The organism is Thermococcus aegaeus, assembly GCF_055393685.1.
This window is the reverse complement of sequence record NZ_AP042464.1, coordinates 1,116,706-1,129,623: the sequence shown is the minus strand read 5'-3', so window position 1 is coordinate 1,129,623 and position 12,918 is coordinate 1,116,706. Positions and strand designations below refer to the sequence as shown.

General features: G+C 42.3%; 17 protein-coding genes. 7 read left to right on the top strand and 10 right to left on the bottom strand.

Annotated features, from left to right (window positions below):
- Positions 1–8 precede the first annotated feature (8 nt).
- The gene (locus tag ACZ5NL_RS06090; RefSeq protein ID WP_464841362.1) at positions 9–569 is read left to right on the top strand and encodes an ArsR/SmtB family transcription factor; all 561 of its coding nucleotides are present in this window, start codon (positions 9–11) and stop codon (positions 567–569) included.
- Here the strand turns inward: ACZ5NL_RS06090 and ACZ5NL_RS06085 are convergent.
- The 3 genes from ACZ5NL_RS06085 to ACZ5NL_RS06075 are packed head-to-tail and all read right to left on the bottom strand — an operon-like array spanning position 566 to position 3,028.
- Positions 566–2,008, bottom strand: coding sequence for an NAD(P)H-hydrate dehydratase (locus tag ACZ5NL_RS06085; RefSeq protein ID WP_464843352.1), 1,443 nt, complete (start codon positions 2,006–2,008; stop codon positions 566–568). The two genes, ACZ5NL_RS06090 and ACZ5NL_RS06085, sit on opposite strands and share 4 nt — an antisense overlap.
- Before the next feature lie 46 nt (positions 2,009–2,054).
- Positions 2,055–2,396: a hypothetical protein gene (locus ACZ5NL_RS06080; protein ID WP_464841360.1), complete on the bottom strand. Its 342-nt coding sequence runs from the start codon at positions 2,394–2,396 to the stop codon at positions 2,055–2,057.
- Positions 2,393–3,028, bottom strand: a complete 636-nt coding sequence (locus ACZ5NL_RS06075; RefSeq protein ID WP_464841358.1) for a molybdopterin-dependent oxidoreductase — start codon at positions 3,026–3,028, stop codon at positions 2,393–2,395. The genes ACZ5NL_RS06080 and ACZ5NL_RS06075 overlap by 4 nt, the downstream gene beginning before the upstream one ends.
- A 129-nt stretch (positions 3,029–3,157) precedes the next feature.
- Here ACZ5NL_RS06075 and ACZ5NL_RS06070 point away from each other — a divergent pair, with 129 nt between their 5' ends.
- The 3 genes from ACZ5NL_RS06070 (at position 3,158) to ACZ5NL_RS06060 (ending at position 4,567) form a co-directional block, all read left to right on the top strand.
- Positions 3,158–3,637: a hypothetical protein gene (locus ACZ5NL_RS06070; RefSeq protein WP_464841356.1), complete on the top strand. Its 480-nt coding sequence runs from the start codon at positions 3,158–3,160 to the stop codon at positions 3,635–3,637.
- Between the two features lie 6 nt (positions 3,638–3,643).
- Entirely contained in the window at positions 3,644–4,051 is a 408-nt protein-coding gene (locus ACZ5NL_RS06065; protein ID WP_464843350.1) for a CPBP family glutamic-type intramembrane protease, read from the top strand.
- Between the two features lie 384 nt (positions 4,052–4,435).
- On the top strand, positions 4,436–4,567 hold the full coding sequence (locus tag ACZ5NL_RS06060) for a hypothetical protein (RefSeq protein ID WP_464841354.1): 132 nt from the start codon (positions 4,436–4,438) through the stop codon (positions 4,565–4,567).
- A gap of 87 nt (positions 4,568–4,654) precedes the next feature.
- Here the strand turns inward: ACZ5NL_RS06060 and ACZ5NL_RS06055 are convergent, their stop codons facing one another.
- The 5 genes from ACZ5NL_RS06055 to ACZ5NL_RS06035 all read right to left on the bottom strand — a co-directional run bounded on the left by ACZ5NL_RS06055 (position 4,655) and on the right by ACZ5NL_RS06035 (position 8,944).
- On the bottom strand, positions 4,655–5,962 hold the full coding sequence (locus ACZ5NL_RS06055; RefSeq protein ID WP_464841352.1) for an RNA-guided endonuclease InsQ/TnpB family protein: 1,308 nt from the start codon (positions 5,960–5,962) through the stop codon (positions 4,655–4,657).
- 74 nt (positions 5,963–6,036) lie between these two features.
- Positions 6,037–6,237: a hypothetical protein gene (locus ACZ5NL_RS06050; protein ID WP_464841351.1), complete on the bottom strand. Its 201-nt coding sequence runs from the start codon at positions 6,235–6,237 to the stop codon at positions 6,037–6,039.
- Positions 6,237–6,806 carry a [protein ADP-ribosylglutamate] hydrolase gene (locus ACZ5NL_RS06045; RefSeq protein ID WP_464843348.1) on the bottom strand — a complete coding sequence of 190 codons (570 nt, stop codon included), beginning with the start codon at positions 6,804–6,806 and terminating at the stop codon, positions 6,237–6,239. Before ACZ5NL_RS06045 ends, ACZ5NL_RS06050 begins: the two co-directional genes overlap by 1 nt.
- 41 nt (positions 6,807–6,847) lie before the next feature.
- Positions 6,848–8,122, bottom strand: coding sequence for an amidohydrolase family protein (locus tag ACZ5NL_RS06040; protein ID WP_464841349.1), 1,275 nt, complete (start codon positions 8,120–8,122; stop codon positions 6,848–6,850).
- Positions 8,123–8,170: 48 nt separating this feature from the next.
- On the bottom strand, positions 8,171–8,944 hold the full coding sequence (locus ACZ5NL_RS06035; RefSeq protein ID WP_464841347.1) for an S-methyl-5'-thioadenosine phosphorylase: 774 nt from the start codon (positions 8,942–8,944) through the stop codon (positions 8,171–8,173).
- A gap of 105 nt (positions 8,945–9,049) precedes the next feature.
- On the opposite strand from ACZ5NL_RS06035, the gene ACZ5NL_RS06030 reads away from it, so the two are divergent.
- Complete coding sequence (locus ACZ5NL_RS06030) at positions 9,050–9,964, top strand: Lrp/AsnC family transcriptional regulator (protein WP_464841346.1); 915 nt, start codon at positions 9,050–9,052, stop codon at positions 9,962–9,964.
- Here the strand turns inward: ACZ5NL_RS06030 and ACZ5NL_RS06025 are convergent.
- Positions 9,945–10,889 (bottom strand): SPASM domain-containing protein, encoded by a 945-nt coding sequence (locus ACZ5NL_RS06025; protein ID WP_464841345.1) that lies wholly within the window; start codon positions 10,887–10,889, stop codon positions 9,945–9,947. The genes ACZ5NL_RS06030 and ACZ5NL_RS06025 overlap by 20 nt on opposite strands.
- Positions 10,890–11,042: 153 nt before the next feature.
- Between ACZ5NL_RS06025 and ACZ5NL_RS06020 the strand changes: the two genes are divergently transcribed.
- Together ACZ5NL_RS06020 and ACZ5NL_RS06015 are read left to right on the top strand one after the other, a co-directional pair.
- The gene (locus ACZ5NL_RS06020; protein WP_087036202.1) at positions 11,043–11,765 is read left to right on the top strand and encodes a proteasome assembly chaperone family protein; all 723 of its coding nucleotides are present in this window, start codon (positions 11,043–11,045) and stop codon (positions 11,763–11,765) included.
- 9 nt (positions 11,766–11,774) lie between these two features.
- Complete coding sequence (locus ACZ5NL_RS06015) at positions 11,775–12,155, top strand: DUF473 family protein (protein WP_464841343.1); 381 nt, start codon at positions 11,775–11,777, stop codon at positions 12,153–12,155.
- Here the strand turns inward: ACZ5NL_RS06015 and nucS are convergent.
- Positions 12,152–12,904 (bottom strand): endonuclease NucS, encoded by a 753-nt coding sequence (gene nucS, locus ACZ5NL_RS06010; RefSeq protein WP_464841341.1) that lies wholly within the window; start codon positions 12,902–12,904, stop codon positions 12,152–12,154. The two genes, ACZ5NL_RS06015 and nucS, sit on opposite strands and share 4 nt — an antisense overlap.
- Positions 12,905–12,918 lie beyond the last annotated feature (14 nt).

Here is a 12,918-nt window from a genome sequence, read left to right as displayed (position 1 = left end):
GAGGATTTATGAAAGAGGTATTGATTGTTACTGATCCTGAGAAAATTAAGCTACTGGGGGATAGAACAAGACTCGAGATAGTTAATCTGCTTAGAGAACGCCCCATGTCTGTTTCCGAACTTAGCACTACCCTAAAAAAGAGCCCCTCAACAATATATCGACATGTAAACCTTCTTGAAAAAGCCGGATTTGTGGAAGAGGTTGGAAGAGATGGAAACGAAACTCTCTACCGAAGGACTGCGAGGATATTTTTGATTGCACCCTATCAAGATGGGGATATCATAACACCTACAATGAAAGCCATCCATCAGCAAGAGGCAGAAACACTTTATAATCTATTCAAGAATGCAGGATTTGATATTGCGGATAAAAAGACTTTCATAGAGATTCTTGAAAGATTTCTGACAACAATAGAGAGACTTTCAAGAGATCTAATCAAGCGGCTAGAGGGTTTTGAGCTGAACCCAATAGAGTTCATACATCTCATGAACCTCTTAGTATTGATAAATTCCCCCAAGCTTCAAGAGGAGGCAAAAGAATTGAGAAAACTCCTAAAATTAGAGGATTAGAATTCGAGAACCCACTTAATGGCAAATGGGATTTTTTTAGCCATTTCTAAGGCGGTAAAGCTTTCCCCCATTTCATCTTTTACCATATCTCCCGAAAGGCCGTTGAGAAAAGCACCAACGCCTGCTGCCCTTAGAGGTTCGTTGCCCAATGCGAGCAGGGCTCCCACTATTCCAGCGAGCACATCCCCAGTTCCTCCAGTCGTCATACCCCTGTTTCCGGTTTTATTGTACTTCCAAACTTTTCCATTGCTTATTATGTCGTAAACCCCCTTGAGTAGAATTGTACCACTTATCTCCCGGGCTTTTTTCATTACCACTTTTGCCTTCTCCTCCAGACTTCCATCTGGTTTCTCTCCAAACAGAATCTTAAACTCGCCAGCATGTGGAGTTAAAACAAATGTTTTGCCCTTTAAAACACTTAAATCCCCAGCTATGGCCTTTAATCCGTCAGCGTCTATGACCATGGGCTTTTCACAGCGGTTTACAAATTCCCTGACGAACTCTTTTGTTTCTTCCTTTTGTCCGATTCCCGGACCAAGAATAACAGCATCAACCTTCTCCATGAGTTTTAAAACGTCTTCGAGGTGTTCTTTTGAGAAGTTTTTACCTTCAACTGGCCGTAAAATAATATCTGGATCAGTTATGCGCCTTGCAGAGTATTCGGGCATTACTAAATAAACCAGATCCACTAAATAACTCGCTGCCTTAGCAGAAAGATAAGGTGCACCGAAGTAGTCCTCACTTCCCCCAACAATCAAAAGCTTTCCATTCTGGCCCTTGTACTCTCCTTTCTTTTTCAAAGCAAACTTCGCATCCCCTGGGCCTACAAGATGATAAAGCTCTTTTGGATATCCTATCTTTGCTATAACCCTTTCAAAGCCCTCATATTCCTCTTTATCCCATTGGAATGTGACTGCAAAATCACACCTAACACAGATTCTACTTGGATAACCGCTAGGCAAATCAACGCTCACTATTTTTGCTTTTCCAGCATATTCATTTATTTTCTCTACAGCAGAACGAATAGGCTCTCTCGGATCACCTTTAGTTCCAGCACCGAGTAAGGCATCAACTATAACATCGAACTCACCGAGACTTAAGGACTTTATCTGGCTTGAATCCTTGAGAACTTTGATTTTAACAAAATCTAGATTCTTAAGGATTTCCCAGTTGTGCTTTGCCTCTTCACTCCTTATCTTTACTTCATCACCCACCAGAAAAAGAGTAACATCGTTCTCGAAGCTCAAATGCCTAGCAGCAACGAAACCATCACCACCGTTGTTGCCCGTTCCGGAGAAAACGGCTATCTTTAAACCCTTACCAAACCTTTCCTCTATGGCCCTTGCAACCCCAGCACCGGCGTTCTCCATGAGCTGAAAAGGAGAGATGCCAAGCCATTTAGCATTGATGTCCCAGACGTAAACATCTTCAATGCGCATGAGTACCACCACTAGAGAGTTGACATAAGAAGATTAAAGGGTATCGCTAGAAAAGTGCTCTTAGTTCCGCCACTGTGACAACCCAGATAACATAAATAACTATGAACAAAAGAGAATAGCTCAAAAACCCTCTTAACTTTGAATTTCTAATCTTTTTCAGCCCGAAAATTTCAAAACCAGCGTAGGAATGTATGAGCACCAGTACAGTAAATCCATATCGAATTACTCTGTAAGAATGAAGAAAGGAGGCATTCTCATAAGATAAGAGACCAAAAGTAAAAGTGCTCAAGGTTCTTGGGCTAACAATCCCATAGCCAGTTAAAACCAAAACAATGGCCAGTATAAACAATGGGATGGAGGTAAGTTCCGCAATCCTGAATGCCCTCATGGCTTTTCACCGATATATGCATCATCCGGATAGCCTTCACTCTCATATGTTCCCAGAAAGTTGTAATCCACAACCTCTATCTTAATTAAGTACTTTATCCACTTGTACCCCCACATTCCAGGGGCTATAAGACGAGGCTCAATAGGCTTATTGTTGAACTCATAAGCAATTATAAGTTCATCATTTGTGAGGGCTTCTTCGATGGTGAGATCGGTTGTAAACCCATCTCTGGCGTAGAATGCCACTTTTATCGCCCCATCTTTCACTCCTGCTTGCTTTAGAATATAAGATAACTTAACTCCCTTCCATAATCCCTGCTTTCTGGCCTTTCCAGGATAGGCAACGCAATAGAGCTCAGAAAAAACTGCTGTTTGTGGCATTTCTTTAAGTTGTGAGAGGGTTATGTTCATAGGTTTTTCAACTAATCCGGTAACTTCGATGACCCATTCATCCGTATCTTGTGAGATATTCTCAACTGCTGTAGGAATTTCCTCATAAGAAGGAGATTGGGAAGTTCCATCTTCAGAAAGCCCCGGGGCCTCTTTTTCAAATCCCCCCTTTGTTACTGTGAGTATCGCTAAGAGGACAAGAAAAAAAGCGACAATAACAACCTTTTTCTCCACAATCTTCACCAGTTTTAAATAGCTTTTCCAAAGTTATAATTTTAACTGGACATTATTGGGAATCGAGAGATTTCATTTTGACAAGCACCAAAATTTTCAAAAAATTGAGGCAAATAAGTTTCAACAAAATACTCCGAAATGTTATTATACAAACAGCATCAATTTAGATTAAATGAAGCTCATAGTGAATACGGAAAAGGAGAAATGTATATGTCCTCCTCCATCTCAGAACAAATAAAAGGGCATCCAATTGTAGCCTTCTACATCCTGGCTTTTGCAATTTCATGGTTGGGGTATCTTCCTCAAGTAGCATATACCCACAATCTCTTTCCATTCCAGAGCGTACTCTTTTTCATAATAGGGGGAATAGGCCCCACCATAGCTGCCATCAGTGTGATATATATCTTGCATGGGAAAAATGGCCCTAGAAAGTTATTTAAGTCATTCACTCAGTGGCGTATAAGCATTCGCTGGTACATAGTGGCTCTTTTTGGATACGCCACCATATGGTTTGTGGCTATATACCTGCCAAGCGGAGTTTCATTGAATATCGAAAAGCTGGGATCTCCATTCCTCCTACTACCACTGCTCATAACGAACTTCCTCATGAACATGTGAGAAGAAATTGGTTGGAGGGGTTTTGCTCTTCCAAGGCTCCAAGTTCAACACACAGCCCTTGCCTCGAGCTTAATAGTGGGGAGTCTATGGGCTCTGTGGCACCTGCCGCTCCTCATTATGAAGGACTACCCAATGGCCAGTTATCCTGCACTTCCTTTCTTTATTGGTATCGTTGCTTCATCTGTCCTGTACACATGGATATTCAATAATACAAAAGGGAGTTTGATCCTCGTCACCCTCTTTCATGCGGCCGAAAACACAACAGGTGGCTTTCTGGAAGTCAGCATCAGTGACCTTCCAACCTTTATCACTTACAGAGCTGGAGTAGTGTTGATAGCTGCAATCATAGTCGTGACCTTATTTGGAAAGGAAAATCTCTCACGTTCCACCAAGAGGCTTATGGAGCCCCTTTAAAACCAACACAAAGCCAATTAACACACTCAAATACCATGGCAGAACAAAGAAAAATATACCACTAAACCCTCCGTTCAATAATCCTTTAAAAGGGACATATGGAAATTCAAGTATTGTAGCTATACCAAAATATACCAAGAGAGCCTTTGACGGAAAATTTCCTTTTCTCAAGCTTAAAATTAAGTAAACCTCAATAAAGAGCATTCCGAGAAGGTATAGAAGCAGAAGTTCGCTCGGCATTTTGAGAAATAGCGGAATATTTAAGAAGAAAACTGGAGCTAACTCTAAATCCAGTAAAATTAAAAAACGAAAGGCAAGTCTAAAGGCTATTAGGGGGGAAACCAGCCTTTAAAGTTTTCGCTAGCATCTTCTTTGTCCATTTTCATGAAAATCACCATTAGAACATTTCTCCCAAAACCAGAAGATTATACTCCCTGCAATCCCAATCAAAGGCAGAGGGTAAAGAGCCCTGAAACCGATACTGATATCCAGCAGGAGAAGGAGAATGAAACATAGCAGAGAGACAGGGATTCCCTTATTTTCATTCAAGAAAAGTTCATAAACGCTCTGACCTCCTCCCCGCCGTGAACGGCGAGGTTCGGCTTAACCCCTCGCTAGTGACGGGGAGGTTTGAGGGGCTTCATTAAAGCCCAAGTTAAAGCGGGCTTTCAGCCCCTCGGGGAGGGCCTTCCCCCCGTTACCCCTACCCCCCGCCAAAGCCGAGAGGCTCGGGGTTATGGTTTTCACTGCTTTTCTCAAAATGTTGAAAGCACCAACTAAATCAGCATTCATTACAAGCCCTTCTGCGGGACACTTAAACAAACCCCTAACAAACCTCGCCCCCTCATGGGGCTTCCCGCAGACAGGGCAAGTTTTTGAAGTAAACGCCTCATTCACAATTAAAACTTGGATACCATACTCTTCCGCAACTTCAGTCAAACGTTTAATAACGTAATTGAACCGCCACACGTGAGAAAGCAGAAAATTCTGCCTTCTACCTCTTTCAGAGTTTCTGCTGATGCCCTTCGGATAGCCGACGACAATTCTGCTAACACCCAACTGATAGAGCCTCTCGACAGTCTGCCTGACTGCCGTGTTAACGTAGTGTTTTGCTTGGAGTTTAGCCTTTTCGTGCATTCTCTTGAGTTTTCTGCTCGTTTTAGCTCCACTCTTGTTGAGTTTTGATTGATAATCCGCAATTCTCCCCTGCCAGTAAAAGGCAATACTCTTTAACGGCCTGCCATTCACGAGGAAGCTCTCCCCGTTCTCGACGTAAACAGCCATTAAATTGTTCACTCCCAAATCAATGCCAGTCGTGAGGCTTCCTCTCGGCTCTCTCGGGATTTTGATCCAACCTTTTCTGGTTAATTTTTCCTCGACAGTGTAGCTGATGTGAGCGTACCACTTCCGCTTTACCTCATCGTAGATAAGTTCTAATCGACCTTGTTTACCTTTCAAGTGAATTCTGCCTTTAAATTGGACTTCAAGCCTCTTGAACTTGCCGAGGCCTTTGAGGATTAACCTGTTGCCCTCAATCTCGTACTGGTCGTTCCTGAGAAGGATTAAGGCTTTTCCCTTGTCGTCTTCCTTCAAATAGTTCGGTGGTTTGGGCTTGAACCACTCGGGCAGTTCTCCGTTCCGTTTGCTCCTTAAGAGCGAGAAGAAGCTTCTCCAAGCTTCGGCATTCTTCCTGCAGATTTGCTGGACTGTTGCGGAGCCGATTTCCTTTTTGAATTCTTCATAAACGATTTTCTCGGTTTTGAGGAAGTCCACTGGTTTGCCCTCAAAGAATTCCTGTCTTCTCAAGTAGTTCACTCGATTCCAGACTTTAGCTCCAGTATCGGCTAACTCGAAGAGGATTTTCTCTTGTTCTTTGCTTGGCTGGAGTTTTACTGTTACTGTTCGCTTCATCTCAAAGTGTAGTATTGTTCTTAGGCTTTAAAAGAGTATTGCTTTCCTGTTTAAGGGCTGGTTTCAGAATTACTTCATTCCCCTCCTAAAGGACGAGCTTTCAGAAGAAAAATGTAAATACTCAGGAGAATTCCAAACTTTTCTGCTGGTGGTACTTCAAAGGCATTCACTGAATGAGGGAGTAGTTTCCAGATCCCGTATCCAATAATGCCGAACCCAAAAACGATTACTAATAAAACTCCCAAAATGAACTCCTTCGTAACATCTGAGGACATTAAAAACCCTCCAACACTTTTAGTGCCTGCTCATGGCTATCTTTTGAATACAACACCAGATAAACTTCTTTTATGTTTTTCACTTCTCTCGAAAACTCTTTGACTGTCTCGATAAAGGTTTTCACAACCTCTTCAAATGGACACCCATAAATGCCCGCACTTATGGCTGGAAAAGCTATGCTTTTAACCTCAAGCTCTTCGGCCTTTTTCAAAGCTCCGAGAATAGCCTTCTTTAGCTTCTCCTTCTTGTCCTCATCCCATCTGCCGCCGCAGTAAGGCCCAACCGTGTGGATAACGTACTTAATCCCATACTGCTCCATCTTCATTGATGGGGTTACAACAACTTCTCCGTGCTCAATCCAATCCCTTCCAACTTGTTCTTTCATGGCCTCCTTGCTCATCCTTATGTATTCTCTAACATCTCCTGCGGCCGCTTTTGCTATCGCATAAGCCACCCCGCCACCGTGTTCAAGATATTTATTGGCCGCATTAACTATTGCCTCAGCTGGAAAACGGGTTATGTCTCCTTGGGTCACTTTAAATATGAGAGAACCAAACTTAAGCTCCATACCACCCACCGTATAGAAATAAGTAATTAAAAGATAAAAGGTTAGCGAAGCTCGTCAATTATCTTCTGAACCCTGTCCAAGACTTTCTCTTCACCAACCGTTAGAACTTCCCCATCAAGCATAACTATCTTTCCATCTATTATCGTCGTTTCCACATCGTTACCGTTGGCCGAATACACTAGATGGGAGATTACATTGGTTATTGGCCTTAGATGGGGCTTGTTAAAATCAATGATAACAACATCTGCGAGAGCTCCTTTTTTTATGATCCCAGCATTCAACTGCAAAGCCTTTGCACCATTTTGCGTGGCCATTTTGAAGACAGTATTCGCATCAGCAATCGTTGGAGTTAATGTATGCACCTTGTGAAGCAGAGCCGCAAGCTTCATCTCTTCAAGCATGTCCAGATTGTTGTTGCTTGCCGCACCATCTGTACCTAGCGTGAGATTAACACCAGCCTTAAGGAGCTTCTCAATGGGCATTACTCCACTCGCAAGCTTCATGTTGCTTCCTGGGTTGTGAACTATCGTTACTCCCCGTTTAGCCAGGATTTCAATCTCTTTGTCAGTTAACCAAACTCCATGGGCCGCTATGACATCCCCCTTCAAGAATCCAAGCTCATCCAAAAATTCCACTGGGGTTTTACCATATTTTTCCTTTATTTGTTTTACCTCATCCCTTGTCTCGTTTATATGTATGGTTATCATTTTTCCTGTTTCATTTGCCTTCTCTCTAACCCACATCAGCAACTCGGGTGAGCATGTATACGGGGCATGCGGGCCAAAGAGAAATTCTATTCTTGGTGAATTAAGTTTTTCAATGAACTCCAAAAGCTTAAGAGTTTCCTTAATCTCGACGTTTCTTTTTTCCTCGTCGCCAAGATCCACCATACCATAACTTAGATAGGCCCTCATACCACTTTCTTCCACGACCCTTGCAACCTCTTCCATATGGAAATACATATCAACAAAGGTCGTTGTCCCGCTTTTTATCATCTCAAGAACCCCAAGAAGAGCTCCCCAATAGATGTGTTCTGGCTTGAACTTTCTCTCTACCGGCCACACATAGTTTTGAAGCCATTCCATAAGAGGCAAATCATCTGCAAGGCCCCTTAAAAGGGTCATGGGGGAATGAGTGTGGGAGTTTATAAGCCCAGGAGAAACAACTTTCCCCTTCGCATCAATTACATAATCCGCTCCGATATTGAGATTTTTCCCAACCTTGGAGATCTTGTTTCCCTCAACGTAAACATCTGCCTCGATAACATCAAGAGTAGCCCCATAGACCACATAACCATTTTTTATGAGAATGCTCATGGAATCACCTGCAAAATGTAGAAGAGAGGATTAATAAAATTGTTGGATTCAAACGAACATTGTCTTAAGAACATCTGCACAGCCGCACTTCCTCTCTTCTGGGATCTTTGGAATACCAGCTTTTAAGAGCTTTCTAACTTTCTCATTGTTTTCCTGCATAACCTTTATGACTTCCTGAGCATCAACCGGCTTCTCTGCCCAAACATCGTAATCCGTGATTGCCGCAATGTTAACGTAGCACATTCCTAGCTCCCTCGCAAGAACGACCTCTGGCACAAGTGTCATTCCGATTATGTGGGCAAACTGTCTGAACATCATTGATTCAGCCCTTGTAGAGAACCTCGGGCCTTCGATACATACGTACGTGCCTTTTTCATGCACTGGAATGTTTAATTCTTTGGCAGTTTCGTAGAATATTTTCCTCATCTCAGGGCAGAAGGGGTCTGCCATTGAAACGTGGGCAACCCTTGGCCCATTGTAGAAAGTGTAGTCCCTCTTTTTGGTGAAGTCAATGAACTGATCCGTAATAACTATATCGCCGGGCTTGTATTCCTCTCTAAGGGAACCAACCGCAGTAATTCCTATGACTCTCTCAACGCCGAGCTCCTTCAAAGCATATATGTTTGCCCTATAGGGAACCTCATGCGGTGGGAACTCATGATTCTTTCCGTGCCTTGGGATAAAGGCTACTTCAACTCCCCCGATCTCCCCTATTTCCACTGGAGCCGATGGTCTGCCATAAGGAGTGTGGACCTTTATCGCTTCTTTTGGTTCGAATACTCCATAAACTCCGGAACCGCCAATAATTCCTATCTTTGGCATTTACATCACCAGTAAAAGTTTTCAAGCTAGGAATATTTAAGTTTAGTGTGGATTGAGTATCAAAAGAAGGAAAAAGTTATATTTTTGATTGCAAAATTAATGAAGGTGTACAATTTGATCAGCAGGGAGGAGTTAGAGTTTCTAATAAACCTGCTAGACAAATACCCACTCGAAAGCATCAACGGCATAGCTAAAAAGGAAAACATCAGTTATTCCAAGCTCAAAAAGCTCTTTGACAAATACTACGGACCATCCAAAAGCGTCACTGTATCTGCTTCCATAAGCATAGCCAAACTCGGCCTCATGAGTTATGTTGCATTTTTGTCGATTCCAAGGGAGAACATAAAATCCACAATTGCCAAAATGTACCGCAATCCATTTATTCCCGTCGCAGTCCCGTTTTTCGGTTTTATAAATGGAGTCTCCACAGTAATGTATATCCCCCTAGAGCAGAGGGACAAAGTAGACGGACTGCTGTCCAAGTATTCCCCAAACTATGAATACTATGAAGTTTATGCTTATCCCCCGAGGAAAGTAGAGTTTGGGAAGTGGGAGTTCAGCTATGACTACGCTCTCTTGCTTGATATCCTAAAAAGAGATGCAAGAACACCGATGAAGGAAATAGAAAAAGCCTTAGGAAAAAAGAGACCAACAATAAGATACATGATCAACAGGCTCAAGGAGTTAGGAATACTAAGGGGCTTTATGACGGTGGTCAACGAAGAAGCCTATAATAGGGGATTCTGTGGAATAACAAGATCTCTCAACAAAGAATTCATGGAGAGGTTCAGAGAGCATGAAATAATGATCGGCGTAATGAAGCCTGAGGGATACCTCATAGAATGGTACTTCTCAAGTGAAGAAGACATATACCAAAAAATCCTCGAATTCAGTAAATACGTTGATAGGTTTGGCATATACTATTTTGACATGTTTGATTTTGGGATAAAGGGATTTTCATTTTCCAAAGCAGTGAAAAAAGATGGAAAGGGATACCATTCTATTTTGGATTTTGATTAATCTGCAAGCCCAAAAATTCACAGTATTCCACACCATAAATATCCCCGGATGCTTGGTATTCAAGCGCCCTGCAGTCGTGACATGTGTATTTAAAGGGACACGAGCGACAGAGAGTTATATTATCTTTGGTAAGTTTCCAAAATTGGTTTAGAACTTTCCTTCTAGGTAGATACCAAAGCCTATCATTTCTTATGTTGCCAACCACGAAGTTCCTCAGCAATGGGCAGGGAGTTATGTAACCATCTGCACCGATAGAGATTGTACCAGCCAAGCAACTGTGGTACTTGTTTGGAGAAGAAGGAAAGAGCTTTTTAACCTCAAACAGGTTAAAATCAACGTTTTTTAGTGACCCCGGAAATAGGATATCCACATAAAGTTCTCCAGGAAAATCAACTTTTTGCTGAAGAAGCTCAATGTACTCCTCATACCTTGCCATTATTAGTGCTCCATGAGCCCATTTTAGATGTTCCAGTTCCGAGAGAGCATCTTCCGAATACTCCATCTCCACTATCACCTTTAAGCCTTCCACCGGATCAAGGGCATTGATGTCTTCAATTCTAATCGTAGCAAAAACATCTCCAGGAAAGCTTGCCGAGATATGCCTTGAAATTTCAATTAACTCTTCAACTTCGTCATAGTTCACCAAGTATATCTCCCGACCGCCCAGTCTTGTAAACTCTTTAACCACCCTTTCAATTTCTTCTATCCCTATTTTCTCGTCTCTCAAGATAAACCTGTTGTTCCCTATGCAGCCGAGAGAACGGGGAATACCATAAATCTCCGAAAATTTTCCTTTTCCACTGCCTAGACTTAAAATAATCCTCTCCAGTTTTCCATTATGAGATTTATAGCTCCACGGCGGCTTTGCCACAGTTGCAATCTTTAATCTATTAGTACTAAACTTCCAATGATCGCTACTATCCATCCCAAACCACCGTAAAAGGGTCGCATTTATGGTTGATATACTTTTTCTATTCATATTTTATTAACCACTAATCAGAGTAACACAAATCTGTACACTAACAACGGCAAAAGATTTAATAACTTTTAATTACTAAATTGTTATGGAGGTGAGAGAATGCAAAAGCCAGTTGAGTTGATACTTCCAAAAATTGAAAGAGCCATTTTTATTGAAGGATATCCCGGGATTGGGCTTGTAGGGCATATAGCTGCTAATTTTATAGCAAAAGAACTCAACATGGAAATGATAGGCTACGTGGAGAGCCCGTTTTTACCACCAATGTCTCTAATTCTAGAAGGCAAACCAAACCCACCATTGAGATTCTACGGGAAGGACAATATTATCATTGCTGTTGCAGACATATACATTCCTCCAACTTTGGTAAACGAGATAGCAAAAGAAATCGTTGGCTACCTAAAAGAAAACAACGCTGAGAAGGTAATTTCACTTGGCGGCATGGGGATTGGCTTTTTCAAAGAACAAATGGAAGTCTGGGGCGTAGGTGGGAGTGAAGAGGAGAACAAGGATTTGGAAAAATTGGGGGTCAAGATACTGAAATACGGCTCCATAATGGGGATGAGCGGAAAGCTGTTGTGGGAAGCGAGTAAAGAAAGACTCAAAGCGTATGCCCTTTTGGGAGAGACCTTCGGCGATAGACCTGATCCAAGGGCAGCGGCAAATGTAATTGAGATACTCAAAAACCTCGCCCCAATAGAGATTTCAACAGAGCCTTTACTCAAGGAAGCGCAGATGATAGAGGAGCAGCTAAGAAAAATGCACGAACAAATGGAGTCCGCTAGAAGAAGGGCTGAAAAAGAATACGAAAGTGTTTATCTGTGAGGTGAGAGTATGGAACTCCTTGTACTTGGTGGGATAGCCCGGAGAACCCTTGATCAACTTTTAAGAAACCCTTATAGAACAGTAGAGGTGAGGAGTGCAAGAAACGTTATTGTTACTCGAAAATTAAAGCCAGGAGAAAGGGTATTCTTAACTTATGAAACCCCTCAAGACATAACTCGCGGAACAGAGGGGATAATAGCAGAAGTGTTAAAGATAGAAGAAATGGAACAGAGGATACCTTGGGAAGAGAGCGATGAGCGAGAAGTTACCGTGTGCAGAATACAGCTAAGACTCATAGGCCTTGGAAAAGTAATTGAGGTTTCAAGCGAAGACAACGTAATGAAAGTAAAAGTTAGAGAAATGCTTCCACAGGAAATGGCAATGGGCTAGTCAAAAAGAGTTTTTTGCCTTCCCCTTTTGGATTTTCCTCTTTTTGGAGGGGTCAGCTTTCTAAACTCCAACCCTTCTTTTTCCAAAAGTTTTTTGGCACCGGAAGTTAGAGACGGAGCAACCAAAATGCCGCGCACTTTTTCATGCTCTTCCCTCATAGCCTCGACATATCTCTTTAACTGGCTGACAGCATGTAAATCAGCCCTCCTGCGCTTGAGCTCAAGGATAATAATGTTTCCCTCTTTGTCCACTCCAAGAACGTCCACGATTCCATGCTTTATGGGCTTCTCTTTAAATAACGGTTTAAAGCCGTCTTCAATAAGCGAAGGGTTCTCAAAGATTAGATCCGCCATTTCAGCTTCACTACCCGTTAATGCTAACTCCTCATAGTCTTCCGCCTGAAAATAGGATATAAGGTAAACATGGAGGAGCTCCACTTCAAGAATCTCCCGAGGCTTTCGCCGGATGCTCCTTAGGAATATCTTGTCTTCTTTTACTTCAAGCCCGACAGAGCTCCCAGGGGGTTGCCAGTTAACGGGCTCTCGCTTTTCCTTTTGGTGAATTAAAAAGGAGCCATCAGGCTTTATTAATATAACTCTATCACCTGGGCCGAGTTCACTCTTGGCCCTTCCATCGTAAAAAACCCTACAATGGGCAAAAATATTTACTATAGCCTCTTTTGAAAGGGCCCGGTTGAAAATATCCACGATCTCTTTGTAAGTTGGGTTCAGCCTTGCCTCTACTTTCATAGATCCTCAAAGGA

Bases quoted from the DNA above. Each gene is read 5' to 3' on its own strand.
- ACZ5NL_RS06090 (WP_464841362.1), top strand. From the start codon at position 9: ATGAAAGAGGTATTGATTGTTACTGATCCTGAGAAAATTAAGCTACTG.
- ACZ5NL_RS06085 (WP_464843352.1), bottom strand. From the start codon at position 2,008: ATGCGCATTGAAGATGTTTACGTCTGGGACATCAATGCTAAATGGCTT.
- ACZ5NL_RS06080 (WP_464841360.1), bottom strand. From the start codon at position 2,396: ATGAGGGCATTCAGGATTGCGGAACTTACCTCCATCCCATTGTTTATA.
- ACZ5NL_RS06070 (WP_464841356.1), top strand. From the start codon at position 3,158: ATGTTATTATACAAACAGCATCAATTTAGATTAAATGAAGCTCATAGT.
- ACZ5NL_RS06060 (WP_464841354.1), top strand. From the start codon at position 4,436: ATGAAAATCACCATTAGAACATTTCTCCCAAAACCAGAAGATTATACT.
- ACZ5NL_RS06055 (WP_464841352.1), bottom strand. From the start codon at position 5,962: ATGAAGCGAACAGTAACAGTAAAACTCCAGCCAAGCAAAGAACAAGAG.
- ACZ5NL_RS06050 (WP_464841351.1), bottom strand. From the start codon at position 6,237: ATGTCCTCAGATGTTACGAAGGAGTTCATTTTGGGAGTTTTATTAGTA.
- ACZ5NL_RS06045 (WP_464843348.1), bottom strand. From the start codon at position 6,806: ATGGAGCTTAAGTTTGGTTCTCTCATATTTAAAGTGACCCAAGGAGAC.
- ACZ5NL_RS06040 (WP_464841349.1), bottom strand. From the start codon at position 8,122: ATGAGCATTCTCATAAAAAATGGTTATGTGGTCTATGGGGCTACTCTT.
- ACZ5NL_RS06035 (WP_464841347.1), bottom strand. From the start codon at position 8,944: ATGCCAAAGATAGGAATTATTGGCGGTTCCGGAGTTTATGGAGTATTC.
- ACZ5NL_RS06025 (WP_464841345.1), bottom strand. From the start codon at position 10,889: ATGGATAGTAGCGATCATTGGAAGTTTAGTACTAATAGATTAAAGATT.
- ACZ5NL_RS06020 (WP_087036202.1), top strand. From the start codon at position 11,043: ATGCAAAAGCCAGTTGAGTTGATACTTCCAAAAATTGAAAGAGCCATT.
- ACZ5NL_RS06015 (WP_464841343.1), top strand. From the start codon at position 11,775: ATGGAACTCCTTGTACTTGGTGGGATAGCCCGGAGAACCCTTGATCAA.
- nucS (WP_464841341.1), bottom strand. From the start codon at position 12,904: ATGAAAGTAGAGGCAAGGCTGAACCCAACTTACAAAGAGATCGTGGAT.